This is a genomic window from Streptococcus thoraltensis DSM 12221 (genome assembly GCF_000380145.1).
GTDB lineage: Bacteria > Bacillota > Bacilli > Lactobacillales > Streptococcaceae > Streptococcus > Streptococcus thoraltensis.
The window spans coordinates 91648-107866 of the sequence record NZ_KB904631.1; the positions used below are offsets into that span (position 1 = coordinate 91648).

A 16219-nucleotide genomic window follows, 5' to 3' on the forward strand; every position below is an offset into this window, starting at 1 on the left:
TAATTCCTCACTTTTTTAATCAAACATACTGCCGAAGATTCCCCGAACTCTATCTCCAATATTTTGTTTAGGTTCGCGTGGCTTAGGCGCTTCTTGGATGTTCACATCTTGGTCAAAATGATCTGCTTCATTGAAAGTAAAATCATTTTGGATAGGTTGTTGCGGTTGTTTTAGCATCGTGTCACTTGGACCAAGGTCAATAGGTTTACGGCGAAGAATTTCTTCTCCAGTAACGGCTAACTGAGCGATAATATCTACATCAGTCAAGGTTCCAACATATTCAACCAAGCCAATGACATTTGCAAACATGGGGTTACGAATACCAACTTGATGTGGTACAAAAAGTTTAACCTTAGTTCCAAACACTTCTTGTGCTATTTCAACTACTCCTGGCAAAATAGCGCCACCACCGACGATGACAATTCCTCCAGGAAGTTCAAGTAAGCGACCGCGTTCCAAATCTTGCTTTACACGTTCTAAGACATGTTTAATTCTAGCTGAAATAATTTCTGCAAGATATTTTTCGGTAACATCAACTGGAGTATCGCTCCCTACAACTTCAACTTGAACACTATCTGTTGCGCTTGCTTCTCTAACATTAGCATTACCAAAATTAAACTTCAATGCTTCCGCAATTTGTACAGATGTCTTCAAGACTTTTGAAATATCTTTGGTAACATACTCTCCACCCTCTGGATAGATATTGGTATATTGTAGTTCTTGTGCTCGCATTGAAGCGACAGTCGTTTGACCACCACCCATGTCGATAACAGTTGCACCAAATTCGCGTTCTCCTTCATTAAGCACTGACTTGGCCATTGCCAATGGAGAAATAATGATGTTTTCAACTAAGATGCCTGCACGCTCAACTGTTTTACGAAGATTATGCAGGATTGTTGTTGGACCTGTGTAGAGAAGACCACGCATCTCTAGACGAATTCCCATCATTCCCCGAGGATCACGAATCCCTTGGAAACTATCAACGATAAACTCTTCAGGAACTAAAGAAATCACCTCACGTTCTGGGGTGATGCTTTTAGTTAATGCAGACTTCACAACACTTTCAACATCTTCGTCTTTAATTTCTTTTGATTCGCTGGTGACAGGAATCATTCCTTGTGTAGGTTCAATTTGCAAAAGATTTGCTGGAAGCCCAACATTTATTTTTTCGATTGAAATCCCTGATTTTTCTTCTGCTTGTTCAATTGCTAATTTAATTTCTTTTGCTGCTGCATCGATGTCAACAATAATGCCATCTTTTACACCAGAACTTTTAACATTGCTAACACCGATAACATTCATTTCACCATCGATGTATTCTGCAACGAGTACTTTAATCGAGCTAGTACCGATGTCTAAGCCCGTAAAAAAGCCGTTTCTTGCCATTACCCAACCTCTCATTCTTTCCATTACTTACTATTCTAAAAACCACGCAAGGGCGGAATTATTCAAAGCATATTATATCATAAAAAAGCACAAAATAAATAACTTTTGTGCTTTTTGTTATATAAATGTAAACAAGTAAAATCTCTTTTCAACCTTTATTGCACTGTTGTTTCAGCTTGTTGTTCCACACCCGCTTCAACCTCTTGGCTGTCAGTTGGTGCTTCTGGATTTTCTTGACTTTCTTGACTTTCTTGACTTTCTTGACTTTCTGGTTTTTCTTGAGGAATAGAAGTTTCTACCGAAGTTTCATTTGGAGCCTGTTTCAACTGTTCCTCAGAATCGTCTACTGTTTCATTTCTGACATAAATCCCAACTTCCATATCAATGGTAGCTGGAGCTTCCATTTTGCTGGCTATTTGGGAATAATACGGTAAACGTTCTTTAATCTTAGAAAGCGGAACAATAACCGTATTGCCATCATACATGGTTAACCTTACCAAGTCATCCGTCGATTTTGATTCTTCTTTTGAAACGGATTGAATGTTTCGTCGAATCCTTTTTGCCAAAGAATTTCTTGCTTCAATAAATTCTTTAACATCTTTTTGGGTATCTAAATTAACACTCAAAAAAGTAGCTGGTAATTTTTTGACATTTTCTTGGACTACCATACCGTTCGATAAAATGGGGTAATACAGGTCTTTTTCCTGACGGTAAGCAACAATACGTTCCTCTTTGACCTTAATGTTAAAACGATTTGGTAATTCAAAATTAACTTTAGCGTCCTTAACCCAAGGGTCTTTTTTTACGATGGATTTTTCAATCTGGTGTCGGTTCATGAAGACACTGACTAAATAATCATCTTTTTTAATCCCAGAAGCCTGCTTTATCGTAGCCGTGTTCGTGAAATGCTGTCCTGAAACAATGACAGTTTTTGATGTACTCAAAGGGCTAATCATGAAAGCGGAAAACAAAAACACAAGAACCCCTAACGAAACCACTATGATAAAGCGATTAAAATGTGGATTTTTTTCCCTAACTTTTTTAGGTTTAGGTTCTTTTTTCTTCTTTTCTTTTCGCTTCTTCAGTTTTTTAGGCTTCTTTTCTTGCTCTTTTTCCTCTGTTTTGTCACCTAGAAATTGAGAACGTCTAAGCTCTTGGAGACGTTTTTCAGCTTCTTCTTGTTCAGCTTTATCCTGTTCTTTTTTCTTTAAAAATTCCTGATTGCGTTTTTGCCACTCAGTTAAAACTGGCTCTTCTTTTTCAGAATCTTTAGTTGTTTCCTTATCTTTTGCCATATTCTTATCCCTTTACCTTCTTGATAGATTCTGTCAATTCATGATAGAAGGCTTGTTGAGACGTTAGCTCTTGACTATTTTTCATAGCTTCTTCAAATTTAGGAGCATGAACAAACAATTCTTGAATCTTCTGATTTAAACTCTCCAAAGACAACTGTTCTTCTGCTAGTTGAAGAGCATAGCCTTTCTTTTCGAAATAAGCTGCATTTTCTAATTGATCACCACGACTTGCTTCTTTCCCGAGAGGAATAATTAAGTGTAGTTTTTGAAGAGCAACCAGTTCGAATATAGTATTTGAGCCACCACGAGTAACAACTAAATCCCCTAGATTCATCAAAGGTTGATATAAATCTATAACGTAGTCTACACGATATAGATTCTTTTCTAAAGTATTTAAGTTGGAATCACCAGAGATATTGATGATATTGTAGTTAGCTGTTAATGCTGCTAGATGTTTTGTGATAAAATCATTAAAAACTTTGGCACCAGCCGATCCACCAATAAAAAGAAGAGTCTTTTTAGAATCATCAAATTGTTCTTTTATATCTTCAACCATCTGGTCGTATTGAACAGAATAGGGTTCAACCTTAGTGATAGCACCAATATGCTCAACTTTTGTTAAAGAAGAATCTTGTTCAAAAGTGGTGTACATTTTTGTTGCAAACTTATAAGCAATTTTATTTGCCAGACCCATTGATAGATCAGATTCATGAACAAAAACGGGAACACCGAGCAGTTTAGCTGCAATAACAGGGGGAACAGAGACAAATCCGCCTTTTGAAAAGAGAGCTTTTGGTCTTAATTTAGCAATAATCACAAGTGATTGTAGGACACCAAAACTAACTTTGAAAACATCCAGTAAGTTTTGCCAAGAGAAGTAGCGTCTTAGTTTCCCAGTTGCTATAGCGTGGAAAATAACGCCTTCATCTAAACGTTGAATTTCTTCATATTCAATTCCGTGCTTATCTCCAATGTAATGAACTTCCCAGCCGTCTTGGATTAATTTAGGAATCAGCAACAAATTAAGCGTTACATGTCCTACTGTACCGCCACCTGTCAGGACAATTTTGCGTTTATTCATGAGCAGCCCCCTTCAAGGAGCTGACTGTCCTTAAAAATTCATCTCCACGAACTTCAAAATTCTTATACATATCCCAGCTTGCATTTGCAGGACTTAGCAGTACTGTATCTCCAGCTTCAGCCAATCCATATGATTTTCTTGTCGCATCCGCAACGTCTTTGGCATATTCTACTGGAATATTGACTGTTTTTGCTGTTTCAGCTAACTTATCTGCTGTTTCACCAAGAACAACCATTGCCTTTAGATTTTTGATATGAGGAAGGAGTTCATCAAAGGGATTACCTCGATCTAAACCACCTGCTATCAAAATTAAGTGTTTGTTATCAAAGCCTGACAAGGCTTTTTGTGTCGCTAAAATATTAGTCGATTTGGAATCATTGAAAAAAGAAACGCCATTGACTGAACCAGCATCTTGCAAGCGGTGTTTAACACCACCAAAAGCTGAAAGTGTTTCCTTAATAGCTTGGTTTGAAATACCTGACAATTTAGCGACTGCAATTGTTGCTAGGGCGTTTTCAATATTATGTTCACCCGGTACACCAACTTCATCAGCTGCCATAATCAGTTCACCTTTGTAGAATAACTGACCATCCTTGAAATAAGCACCATCTACTTCTTCAATCGTTGAAAAAGGAACAACTGTGGCTTTGGTTTTTTCAGCCAATTGATGCGCAATGCCCTGATTAAAATTAAGGACAAGAAAATCAGAGGCAGTCATGTTATTTTGGATATTCCATTTAGCAGCAACGTAGTCTTCAAAAGTGCCATGATAATCCAAATGCGTTGGTTCAAGATTTGTAATAACAGCAATATGGGGTCTAAAGGCATCAACCCCCATCAGTTGGAAGGAAGACAATTCCATAATCAGGGTATCGTTTTCACTAGCATCCACAGCCACTTCTGATGCTGGAAAACCAATATTACCAGCTAAAAGACCAGATTGACCAGAATGATTAAAAACTTCTGCAATCATGGTCGTTGTTGTTGTTTTCCCATTTGATCCTGTAATGCCAACAATTGGAGCGTCAGAAACAAGTCCTGCAAGCTCTACTTCTGTCAAAATCGGGATTTTTCGCTCACTAGCCTTTTGTACCATGGGATTAGAGTAAGGGATACCTGGATTTTTCACCATCAAGGCAAAATCTTCATCCAATAGTTCCAAAGGATGACTTCCGCAAACAACCTTGATCCCCTCTTCTAATAAAGTTTGTGCAGAAGGATTTTCTTCAAACGGTTTTCCATCGTTAACAGTAACAATGGCGCCTAACTTAGCTAAAAGGCGAGCTGCCGCTTGTCCAGACCTAGCTAAACCTAGAACAAGAACTTTTTTATTTTCAAAATTTGAGATAGTTTTCATATTATTATAAAACCTGTCAGTTCGTTGATATTTGCCGCATTTATCACAACTGTCTATTTCCTTTTTCATTCAATACTATTGTCTTATTTTACCTTTTATCAAGGCATTTTTCAAGAAGACTACTTTTCTCAGTACGGTATAGGCTCAAAGAAAATACATGAAACCATTTTTCTGATGGCATGCATTTTTTTAGATGTTTCTATGATTTTTATATTCTAGCATGGGGATTCCCTCATTTTCATCGCTATTGTAACAAAATGTCATCATTTAAAATATAGTTTTTATGAAAATATAGCCAAATGAATTAACTTTCAGAACAAGCAACTAAGACGCAGACAGTACTTGATACTCTTCGAAAATTAAACGCAGGCGTTGTTGACTTGATTTGATGAAGACAGTTCTATCTGCTATCTGTGTCGCCTAGTTTGCTTTTGATTTTCATTGAGTATAAGTCCGGCAAGTCGAAAGTGACCATGTAGCAAAGGTAATTCAAAAGGCTATGCGTTATTTAAAAGCCAAACTTTCTTCATACATTTGGTATTTTTGGCTCAGACAGTTAAGCAAAAACACCCCAATCGTTAGATTTTATGTCTAACTTTTGGGGTGCAAATCAACATATGTTAGATGTGATTTTCCGCTATTTTTCTTTTTTGAAAGGCAAACGGGGCTGAATCGGTCTTGAGGACAAGCGAATCACATCTCGAATCGCTAAAAATCCAAAGACAAGCATGATAGCAATGATATAAACTTCTCCTGGGGACTGAATGAGTTTCATAAAACTCATTCCCGCTAAGATAAGCAACAAGGCCATCACAGCCATAAGAACAATTGAATTAATAGTATTGCGAATGGTTTTGGGAGCCATAAAGAAATAGTAAAGCACTATGGCAAGTAATACTAATAAATAAAACATGTCTCTCCTTACTATTTTACCCTTCAATCACTGCTTCTTATTCAGCTGATTTTTTCTTTTTGTTTGCTTTGTCACGCGCAGCTTTATTCAAAATTTGTTTACGCAAACGAATAGATTCTGGCGTAACTTCCATATACTCATCGTAATCCAAAAACTCAATAGATTCTTCAAGAGTCAAAATACGTGGCGTTTTGATAACTGATGTTTGATCTTTCGTTGCTGAACGCACGTTGGTCATTTGTTTAGCAGTTGTGATGTTAACACCTAGGTCATTTTCACGAGCATTTTCGCCGATAATCATTCCTTCGTAGACTTCAGTTCCTGGGTTAACAAAGATGGTACCACGTTCTTCAATACGCATGATCGAGTAAGTAGTTGCCTTACCAGCGTCGATAGAGACAAGGGCGCCACGATGACGTCCACCGATTTCACCCGGAACAAGCGGTAGGTACTGGTCAAAAGTATGGTTCATGATACCATAACCACGGGTCATTGAAAGGAATTCTGTTGAGAAGCCAATCAAACCACGAGCAGGAATCAAGAAGATCAAACGTGTTTGTCCGTTACCGACCATGGTCATATCAAGCATATCACCTTTACGCTCAGAAAGGGCTTGAATGATAGCGCCTTGGTACTCTTCTGGTGTATCAATTTGCACACGCTCAAATGGTTCGCATTGCACACCATCAATTTCTTTGATGATAACTTCAGGTTTTGATACCTGAAGCTCGTAACCTTCACGACGCATTGTTTCGATAAGAATTGATAAGTGGAGTTCACCACGACCTGATACGATCCATTTATCTGGTGAATCAGTCGCTTCAACGCGAAGGGATACGTCCGTTTGAAGTTCTGCAAGAAGACGCTCTTCAACTTTACGTGATGTCACGTGCTTACCTTCACGACCAGCAAATGGTGAGTTATTCGCTAAGAACGTCATTTGGAGCGTTGGCTCGTCAATTCGAAGAATTGGAAGTGGCTCAATCGCATCTTGCGGCGTTACCGTTTCACCAACGAAGATGTCTTCCATCCCTGAAACGGCAATCAAATCACCTGCTTTAGCTTCTTGGATTTCACGGCGTTCAAGACCGAAGAAACCAAAGAGTTTCGTAACACGGAAGTTTTTAGTTGAACCATCAAGTTTTGAAAGTGTAACTTGGTCACCAACTTTGACTGTTCCACGAAAGACACGTCCAATACCGATACGACCAACAAAGTCATTATAGTCAAGAAGAGATACTTGGAATTGAAGTGGCTCATCTGAGTTATCAACTGGAGCTGGGATATGATCAATGATAGTATCAAAGATTGGTGCCATTGAAGCTTCTTGATCTGCAGGATTATCAGAAAGTGAGGATGTTCCATTGATAGCTGAAGCGTAAACAACTGGGAAGTCCAACTGATCGTCGTCTGCACCAAGCTCTATGAAAAGCTCAAGAACCTCGTCAACAACTTCTGCTGGACGAGCTGATGGCTTGTCAATTTTGTTAACAACGACGATTGGAGTAAGGTTTTGCTCAAGCGCCTTTTTCAATACAAAACGCGTTTGAGGCATTGTCCCTTCATAAGCATCCACGACAAGAACAACACCGTCAACCATTTTCATGATACGCTCTACTTCACCACCGAAGTCCGCGTGACCTGGGGTATCCATGATATTGATACGCGTGTCATTATAAGCAACAGCTGTATTTTTCGCAAGAATGGTAATACCACGCTCTTTTTCAATATCATTAGAATCCATTGCTCGTTCTTCAAGTTCTTTACGAGCATCAAGCGTCTGTGATTGCTTCAAAAGCTCATCAACAAGGGTTGTTTTTCCGTGGTCAACGTGGGCAATAATCGCAACGTTACGGATGTCTGTTCTTAAATTTGTCATGTTTTCCTCTGTAATATGTTTTATTAACTGTACAAGTATATCACAAAAATGTTTAAAAAGCTGAACCAAGTCAAGTGTAAATGTTTTCACGTCTATTTATGGTAATTGCAGCGAAAAAACTCCATAAATTACATGAACTTACAGAGCTTTGATTTTCTATTTACAAAATATGTTCAAAGGCATTGCGAACATCTGTCGGCCAAACACTTGATTGAACTTCACCGATATGCTGTTTACGAAGTAAAAACATTACCAAGCGAGACTGACCAATACCCCCACCGATGGTCAATGGAAAGTCACCATTGAGTAGTGATTGGTGCCAATCGTATTGAAGGCGTTCCTCATCTCCTGTGATGGCAACTTGTTTTTGAAGGGCTTCTTGGTCAACACGAATGCCCATAGAAGATAGCTCAAAAGCTGCACCTAGCTGGTCATTCCAGACAAGAATATCACCATTTAAACCTTTGTAATCACCTTCAGTCTCTGATGTCCAGTCATCATAGTCTGGTGCGCGTCCGTCATGAGGTTGACCATCACTAAGTTCTCCACCAATCCCAATCAAAAAGACTGCCTTGTATTTTTTAGTAATGGCATTTTCACGTTCTTTTGGTGTCATGAAAGGATACGCCTTGACCAAATCCTCAGAATGGATAAATGTAATCTTCTTAGGAAGAACTGATTCAATATCGTAGCGTGCTTCGACTGCTAATTCTGTCAACCGAATCGCTTTATAAATCTGATCAACAGTTTCTTTCAGATATGCCAAATTACGCTGTCCACTTGGGATAACCTTTTCCCAATCCCACTGATCCACAAACACAGAATGGGTGGGATCAAGAGAGTCTTCGTCTGGTCGAAGAGCTTTCATATGAACAAAAAGCCCTTCTCCTTCACCAAAGTTAAAGCGAGCCAAAGTGTGGCGTTTCCATTTTGCAAGTGAATGGACAACTTCATACTCATCGTCAGGAATCAATTTCACATTAACCCGAACCGCGTTTTCAATACCGGATAAATTATCCTGCATGCCGTCTCCAACACGGCTTAAAATCGGACCTTGAACTTCAACAACATCAAGTTTATCTTTAAGATATTGCGTAAATGTATTTTTTACAAAAGAAATCTCTTCTTGCTGATGAATGAAACTTTTCTGCATACCATTCTCCTTACTTTTTTGATAATGAGAGTATTGTACTACTTTTCACGAAAAATATCAGCATAATTCTTAAAATTTAACAAAAAAGAGCTATATTATTAGTTCCAGAACGTAGATAACCCTTGAAAATGTGATAATTGAGGAAATTTTGCAGGGATTCAGATAATAATTAATACTCAATGAAAATCAAAAACAAACTAGGTAACGCCGATGCAGATAGAACTAAAGTCCATCAAATCACGTCAATAAGATCTGCTTTTGATTTTTGAAGAGTATTAAAAATCATCGTCAACAGACAATGGTTACAGAAAGTTAGTTTTTGATTTTGGATGAGTATAAACTTTTAGGAACCTTGTTATCCCCTTTTTTGAGTGCTTTTTTGTTTTTGGCTACAAAAAAAAGATTGAAGAAAAAAAGTACAAAATGAACTTTTCCTTCAATCTGAATAATATAGCCCTTTTAAAAAATTCTATATTATTTTACTTTGCCATCCCAGCCGTCAAATCCATTTTCTAAAACATAGATACGTTCAAATCCAGCCTTTTTAAGAATATTTACCACTCGAGGAATCAAAGCCCCACGATTGTCATCATAGATGAGAACTGGTTTTTCTTTAGTCAAAGCTCCAAGTGATGCTTCAAACTGTTGAAAAGGAAAGTTACGTGCTCCTAGAATGTGTTTTTGATGAAAGCGACTAGGGTCACGAATATCAATCAGCTGACCAACTCGCATGAGCTGGGTGAATTCTGCATTATCCAAAAAAGTTGCAGCTTTTTTCAAGCGGAAATAGTTCCAAGCTGAGTAAGCGAGAATCAGCAAGCTGACAACAATTAAAATAATCCAAATCATTATCTAACAACCTCTTTCTTAGTTCTCAGGTCTTGCCAAGCTTGCTGCACCAATAATCCCAGCGTCATTTCCTAGCTCTGCCAATTTAATTTGTGTTGATTGGCGAACTTGAGGGAAAGTGTATTTTTTGAAGTTAGCTTCAACACGGCTACGCAAGAACTCGCCAGCCGCAGAAACTCCACCACCAATTACGACTGAATCAGGGTTCAAAAGGTTTGCAATATTGGCAGTTGCTAATCCAAGATAGAAGCAAACTTTATCGACAACACTGTTGGCGAAGCTATCATCATTTTGAGCCGCTTCAAAAATGTCTTTACTTGATACATTATCGCCATTATCAATAGCTGCTTTAATAGATGAGTCCCCTTCATAACCTTCTGCTAAACGGCGGGCTACACGAACAACACCTGTAGCTGAGGCAACCGTTTCAAGGCAGCCAATCGTACCACAGGTACATTCAAATCCTGTATCAGGTTCAACGACCATGTGACCAATCTCACCTCCAGCGCCAGCAACACCATGGATAAGGTTTCCATCAGCGATAACACCACCACCGACACCAGTTCCTAATGTTACAAAAACAACATCTGGATTGTTAGCACCAGCACCCACCCAGCGCTCTCCAAGAGCAGCAACGTTAGCATCATTATCAATAGCAAATGGAATGCCTGTTTCTTTTTCAATAACAGAACCCACTTCTTGCGTTTCTTTCCAATTAAGGTTGAAAGCACCTGTAACTGTTTTTTTATCGCGATCGACCGCACCAGGGGATCCCATACCAATGCCAATAAAATCTTCACTGGTTAAACCATACAAATCCAAACGATGTTTAATGGAAGTCACAATATCTGGAACAATGTGTTTTCCATCTTCAAGGATATTGGTTTCAATCGCCCATTTTTCTTGAACTTCTCCAGCCTCTGTTAAGATACCAAATTTAATAGTTGTTCCACCAAGATCAATGCCTAATAATTTTTTACCCATTTTTCTCTTCCTTTTCTAGTTCTAAACGATGTTCTCGCCTTAAAATCAATTCAGCCTGTAAATATTGGTCACGTTCAATCAGTTCATTATCATGGAGCCTAGCCAATTCTAATTTCATGAGTTCAATATCAAAAAGACGCTTACCGACATAAATATAGATACCAAATTGTTTGAGTAATTGTTGGACATCGTAGAGAGTTTTCATAGAAGAATTTTAGCAAAATTAGAGGCTTTTTTCAAGTTTTTTCGCAATCGTTTGCACTTCCGCTCACAAAAAAACTTAGTAACCTACTCCCCTTCTAAGAAACAGTGGAAAAACCAGTATTCATTCGAAATTTTAAGGCTTGTTTTCCATATCAAAAACTCGAAAATAGTCTTTTGATTAACTTTGATACATCGTCACTTTCGACTTGCCGTACGCGAGTACTGTCTGCGTCTCAGTTCCTTGTCTGAAAGCTAATTCATTTGACTATATAAGCAAGGGGATTTAAAAAAGCCAAACGACCTTGCACCTCTTAAACTGAGAACCAAGACCGTGGCTTAAAATTTTTTACTGTCTACTTGACAAATGGCAGAAAAGGACTGTTCATAACAGCACTCTTCATTTCTTACAATCCTGAAGGACGACCAATTTCAGCTTGGAGCATCCACAATGTTTTTTGTACGGCATCTTGAGCATCTGAGAAAATGCCATTTGATGGGTTGTCTCCTTCTTCGTCGCTAATCTCTAAACCTTCTTGGAAGAGGTCTGAAAGGTAAGCATAAACATCAGCTAACTTTTCTAAACGTTCCGTCATAGACTTATCGTAAGATCCCACTTCTTCTACTAATTTAGAATGCTCGTCAAATTCTTTCAAAGTAGAGTACGGTGCACCACCAATAGTGATTAGACGTTCACTCACAATATCAAGTGTTTCATTCAATTCGTCCATCAATTCATCCATTTTAGGATGTAGATAGAAGAAACCAGATCCACGCATGTACCAATGTGTTTGGTGAACAATTGATGCTGCTTTTGAAAGATCTGCAACTGCTTGATTAAGAACTATTTGTGTTTTTTCGTATACCATATGAAAGTTCTCCTTTATTTTTTATAACTCTATTTTAGAATCATTCTAAATAAAAGTCAAGCAAAAAGCTATTTTATTTTCGAATAATAAGGTATGACTATCTTAATCTTTTTTATCGGTGCCACAATCGGTTCCTTTGTAGGGCTTGTCCTTGACCGCTTTCCCGAGAAATCCATCGTCTCGCCTTCGAGTCATTGTTTTGCCTGCCAGACCCGCCTCAAATGGTACGACCTCCTTCCTATCATCTCTCAACTTCTCACCAAAAGTCGCTGTCGCTATTGTCAAGCAAACATTCCCATACATTATGCCCTCATCGAAATAGGCTACGGCCTTTTGAGCTTACTAGCTTTTTGGCAAATCCTGAACCCCAGTCAAGTCATCTTATTAGCAGCTAGCTTGTGCTTGTCTCTTTACGATTTCAAATCACATTCTTTTCCTTTAGTCATCTGGTTGATGATTTTTATCCCTATGGCATTAATAAATCATTGGCAGCCTGTGACATCAGTCTTTATTCTTCTAGGCATTTTGGCTGAAATCCAAGACATTAAAATGGGGAGCGGAGATTTTCTCTATCTTGCCCTGCTTTCCTTAGCTATGTCTTTTGAAGAAATTTTATGGATTATTCAAATCGCTTCCCTCATGGGTATTTTGATATTGAGCAGTAAAAAAGATAGGGAACTAGCATTTGTCCCCTATCTCAGTTTGGCTTATGTGATTTTGTTACTCTTCCATCATACCAGCTTGTAATTGGTACATTTTCTGATAGGTTCCTCCCAGAGCAAGGAGTTCTTCGTGGCGACCACTTTCAATGATATGTCCCTTATCCAAAACGTAGATACAATCCGCATCTTGGATAGTTGACAAGCGGTGAGCGATGGCAATGGTAGTTCGACCTTGTCGCATCTTCGCGAGAGAATTTTGCACGAGGTTCTCAGTTTCAGAGTCAATATTTGCAGTGGCTTCATCTAAGATGAGTACCTTAGGCTGGGCGGCAACTGTCCTTGCAAAAGCAAGAAGTTGGCGTTGACCTGTTGAAAATCCAGAACCGCGCTCAGCAACTGCATGGTCGTATTTGTCTGGCAGTTTTTGGATAAACTGGTCGGCATCTACGAACTCTGCTGCTGCTTTAATCTCTTCATCTGTTAAATCTTTATACATGGCAATATTTGATTTTATATCACCATGGTATAGGAAGGGGTCTTGTAAAACCAGACCAACATTGTTCTTCAACTCATGAGCTGGGTAGTTGCGAATGTCAATGCCATCGATTAAAACTTGACCAGATTGGAACTCATAAAAACGCATAAAGACGTTAATAATAGATGATTTTCCAGACCCTGTCGGACCAACAAAGGCAATCGTTTCTCCCTTATTCACCTTAAAGGAAATATCGTTAAGAATCTGGCGTTTCCCATCGTATGAGAAAGAAACGTTCTTAAATTCAATATTGCCATCAATCATCTGAATATCTTGAGCCTCTTGTTTTGGCTCATGGACTGTTTCATCAATCAATTCAAAGACACGACTTGCTGATACCATTGAGGTTTGAAGAACTGAAAAGTTTTGTGTGACTTCAATAAGCGGATCAAAGAGCCGATTAATGTATTGGATAAAGGCGTACATCATACCTGCCGTGATACCAAGCTCATTACCACGATAGCCAAAGTATGCCATCAAAACGGTGTAGGCTAAGAGTTTTAACAGACTCATCGCTGGGCGCAAGAAGAGACTATCCAGCGACATTGACCGTCTTGAATACTCAAAATGTTGGTCATTGATGGCATCGAATTCTTCTTGCAAACGAACTTCTTGCCCGAATGCTTGGATGATACGAATACCTTCGATGCTCTCAGCCAACTTAGAATTGATTTCACCCAAGAAGGCACGTGTTTTAGCAATGATAACTACCGAACGCTTACGGTAAAGATTCACCAGAATAAAGATAAGTGGCAAAAAGAGAACGACAAATCCTGTCAAACGCACGTCCAAAGTTAACATGGTGTAAAGCGTTACAGTAAAAATAAAAATCGCAGAAATAAAGCTGGATAGGATGCCTGAAAACATCTCGCTAACAGCTTCAGTGTCATTCGTTATACGAGAGACAATGGTACCTGCCGGTGTCTGATCAAAATAGGACATGCCTAAGGTTTCCATATTAGAAAAGGCATCGCGACGAATATCACGCACAACGCTGTAAGACACACGCGCAAAGAAATAATTGCCCAAATACTGGATAAGCGTCTGCAAAAGATACATGCCATAGTAGCCAACCAAAACCATGATTGCGACACTTGTGATATTGGAAAGGTATTGGTCAATAAAATGTGAAGCTACCAAAGGAATCAAGCTCTTAACCACCGAAGTGAGTAATAGTAAGGCTAGCGCCAAGATTGTCCATAATTTATAAGGCTTCAAATAACCAATTAATCGTTTAAAAACTTGCCATTGTTGACCTTTAGATGTCATAACCCACCTCCTCTTCTACTGCTTCAGCCAATTGTTGTGATTCATAAGTGCGCGCGTACCAACCATTTTGCGCTAAGAGTTCTTCATGGTTTCCTCGCTCGATGATACGCCCATTTTGCATCACTAAGATTAGGTCTGCATGCACCACTGCTGATAGGCGATGGGCAGAAATAATAGTTGTCTTATCCTGACGACTTGCTTTTAGATTTTCGATAATGCTATGTTCTGTTCTAGCATCAACTGCCGACAGAGAATCATCTAAAATCAAAATATCAGGATCCAAAATCATCGCACGACTCATGGCAATACGTTGTCTTTGACCACCAGAAAGGGATACCCCTTTTTCTCCAATTAGGGTATCAAAGCCTTCCGGCATGGCCTTAATATCATCATAAACATGTGACAGTTGTGTCGCACGTTCAACTCTATCAATATCCAAATTAATGTCTCCGAAACGGACATTATTGATAATACTTGTCGCAAATAGCATCTGATCTTGGGGAACATATCCTGTCAATTGACGCAGATCAGCTAAATTATAATCCTTGATGTTATGTCCATCCAAGATAATCCGACCTTCTGTCACGTCATGCTCTCGTAGAAGTAACTTGATGAGAGTTGTTTTACCTGAACCCGTCTGGCCAACTAAACCTAAAGTTTGACCTTTTTTCAAGGTGAAATGAATATCTTCTAAGGTTGTATAAGAAGCATCGTCATAATCAAAATGATCAATGTCAAAAGTAATATCCCCGTTCTGAATACTTGGCAGTGGTTTTTCTGGATTTTGAACATCTGATTCTTGATTCAACAGATTTTCGATACGATCGTAAGAGACCGTTCCACGTTGAACCATATTAAACAAGAAGCCAATCGCCATCAAAGGCCACACCAACATGTCAAGATAGGTAATGAAAGTAACTAAATTACCTACAGTGACTTGACCTTTTGATACCATAATAGATCCCATGACCAAAGTGAGAGTGTAGGATGCTCCAATAAATAAAAGAACTAGTGGATCAAAAAGGACATCGTATTTTTTAGTGTACATGTTCTTTTTAAAGGTCATATCATTAATCTCTTGGAATGAAGCCAACTCTTCAGCTTGATAGCCAAAAGACTTGGTTACCTTGATACCTGCTACACTTTCTTGAACCTTGTTATTGAGTTCTGAGAAAGCTGCTTGAGATTGACCAAAAGCCTTATGTGTTTTTCGACCAAGTCGACTAGTTGCATAAGCCATAAATGGTAAGGGGATAATCGCAATCAAGGTCATTTGCCACGAGATGCTTAAAAACATGGTTAAAAGAGTCACTGCTGCTGTGACAGACGCATCAACTGCTGACATGACTCCACCACCTGCTAAACGTGTTAGGGCATTAATATCGTTAGTCGCATGAGCCATCAAGTCACCCGTACGGTATTTTTGGTAAAAAGATGGCGACATGCGTGTGAAATGCTCAAAAAGACGTGAGCGCATAATTTGTCCTAAACGGTAGGAAGTTCCTAAAATGTACATACGCCAGACATACCGCAAGGCATACATGCCAACCGCCGCCAGAACTAACAGAAAGAGATTCCACAGAAGTGCTGACTCTTGTAAACTTTGTGTTGTAATCTTATCAATGACCCTCCCCATAATCATCGGGGGAATTAAATTAAGCACTGAAACCAAAATTAAGGAAATAATTCCAATTAAATAGGCTTTTTTCTCAAATTTAAAGAACCAACCCAACCGAATCAAAATATTCTTTGGTCTAGCTTTTTTCTCTTTATTTTTCATAACTCT

14 protein-coding genes are annotated in these 16219 nt (G+C 38.8%); 1 reads left to right on the forward strand and 13 read right to left on the reverse strand.

Translation table 11 applies throughout. The features are described from left to right. Window positions 1-15: 15 nt before the first annotated feature. The 11 genes from ftsA to A3IA_RS0110605 all read right to left on the reverse strand — a co-directional run bounded on the left by ftsA (window position 16) and on the right by A3IA_RS0110605 (window position 11967). On the reverse strand, window positions 16-1386 hold the full coding sequence (ftsA, locus tag A3IA_RS0110555) for a cell division protein FtsA (protein WP_018381294.1): 1371 nt from the start codon (window positions 1384-1386) through the stop codon (window positions 16-18). 155 nt (window positions 1387-1541) lie between these two features. Continuing rightward, the gene (locus A3IA_RS12150) at window positions 1542-2681 is read right to left on the reverse strand and encodes a cell division protein FtsQ/DivIB (protein ID WP_018381295.1); all 1140 of its coding nucleotides are present in this window, start codon (window positions 2679-2681) and stop codon (window positions 1542-1544) included. A gap of 4 nt (window positions 2682-2685) precedes the next feature. Further along, window positions 2686-3762 carry a UDP-N-acetylglucosamine--N-acetylmuramyl-(pentapeptide) pyrophosphoryl-undecaprenol N-acetylglucosamine transferase gene (locus tag A3IA_RS0110565; protein ID WP_018381296.1) on the reverse strand — a complete coding sequence of 359 codons (1077 nt, stop codon included), beginning with the start codon at window positions 3760-3762 and terminating at the stop codon, window positions 2686-2688. Next, a complete protein-coding gene (gene murD, locus A3IA_RS0110570) occupies window positions 3755-5119 on the reverse strand; it encodes a UDP-N-acetylmuramoyl-L-alanine--D-glutamate ligase (protein WP_018381297.1) in 1365 nt (454 codons plus the stop codon). The genes A3IA_RS0110565 and murD overlap by 8 nt, the downstream gene beginning before the upstream one ends. Window positions 5120-5756: 637 nt before the next feature. Then, window positions 5757-6032 carry a DUF3165 family protein gene (locus A3IA_RS0110575; protein ID WP_018381298.1) on the reverse strand — a complete coding sequence of 92 codons (276 nt, stop codon included), beginning with the start codon at window positions 6030-6032 and terminating at the stop codon, window positions 5757-5759. Window positions 6033-6069: 37 nt separating this feature from the next. After that, window positions 6070-7911 (reverse strand): translational GTPase TypA, encoded by a 1842-nt coding sequence (typA, locus tag A3IA_RS0110580; protein WP_018381299.1) that lies wholly within the window; start codon window positions 7909-7911, stop codon window positions 6070-6072. Window positions 7912-8071: 160 nt separating this feature from the next. Further along, the gene (gene asnA, locus A3IA_RS0110585) at window positions 8072-9064 is read right to left on the reverse strand and encodes an aspartate--ammonia ligase (protein ID WP_018381300.1); all 993 of its coding nucleotides are present in this window, start codon (window positions 9062-9064) and stop codon (window positions 8072-8074) included. 474 nt (window positions 9065-9538) lie between these two features. After that, entirely contained in the window at window positions 9539-9913 is a 375-nt protein-coding gene (locus A3IA_RS0110590) for a rhodanese-like domain-containing protein (RefSeq protein ID WP_018381301.1), read from the reverse strand. A gap of 18 nt (window positions 9914-9931) precedes the next feature. After that, a complete protein-coding gene (locus A3IA_RS0110595; RefSeq protein WP_018381302.1) occupies window positions 9932-10897 on the reverse strand; it encodes an ROK family glucokinase in 966 nt (321 codons plus the stop codon). Next, window positions 10890-11102: a YqgQ family protein gene (locus tag A3IA_RS0110600; RefSeq protein ID WP_018381303.1), complete on the reverse strand. Its 213-nt coding sequence runs from the start codon at window positions 11100-11102 to the stop codon at window positions 10890-10892. The genes A3IA_RS0110595 and A3IA_RS0110600 overlap by 8 nt, the downstream gene beginning before the upstream one ends. Window positions 11103-11505: 403 nt before the next feature. Further along, complete coding sequence (locus A3IA_RS0110605; protein WP_018381304.1) at window positions 11506-11967, reverse strand: Dps family protein; 462 nt, start codon at window positions 11965-11967, stop codon at window positions 11506-11508. Window positions 11968-12060: 93 nt separating this feature from the next. Between A3IA_RS0110605 and A3IA_RS12815 the strand changes: the two genes are divergently transcribed. Beyond that, window positions 12061-12714 (forward strand): prepilin peptidase, encoded by a 654-nt coding sequence (locus A3IA_RS12815; RefSeq protein ID WP_026217682.1) that lies wholly within the window; start codon window positions 12061-12063, stop codon window positions 12712-12714. On the opposite strand, the gene A3IA_RS0110615 is transcribed toward A3IA_RS12815, so the two are convergent. Further along, window positions 12688-14433, reverse strand: a complete 1746-nt coding sequence (locus tag A3IA_RS0110615) for an ABC transporter ATP-binding protein (RefSeq protein ID WP_018381307.1) — start codon at window positions 14431-14433, stop codon at window positions 12688-12690. The genes A3IA_RS12815 and A3IA_RS0110615 overlap by 27 nt on opposite strands. After that, the gene (locus tag A3IA_RS0110620) at window positions 14423-16213 is read right to left on the reverse strand and encodes an ABC transporter ATP-binding protein (protein WP_018381308.1); all 1791 of its coding nucleotides are present in this window, start codon (window positions 16211-16213) and stop codon (window positions 14423-14425) included. Before A3IA_RS0110620 ends, A3IA_RS0110615 begins: the two co-directional genes overlap by 11 nt. Window positions 16214-16219 lie beyond the last annotated feature (6 nt).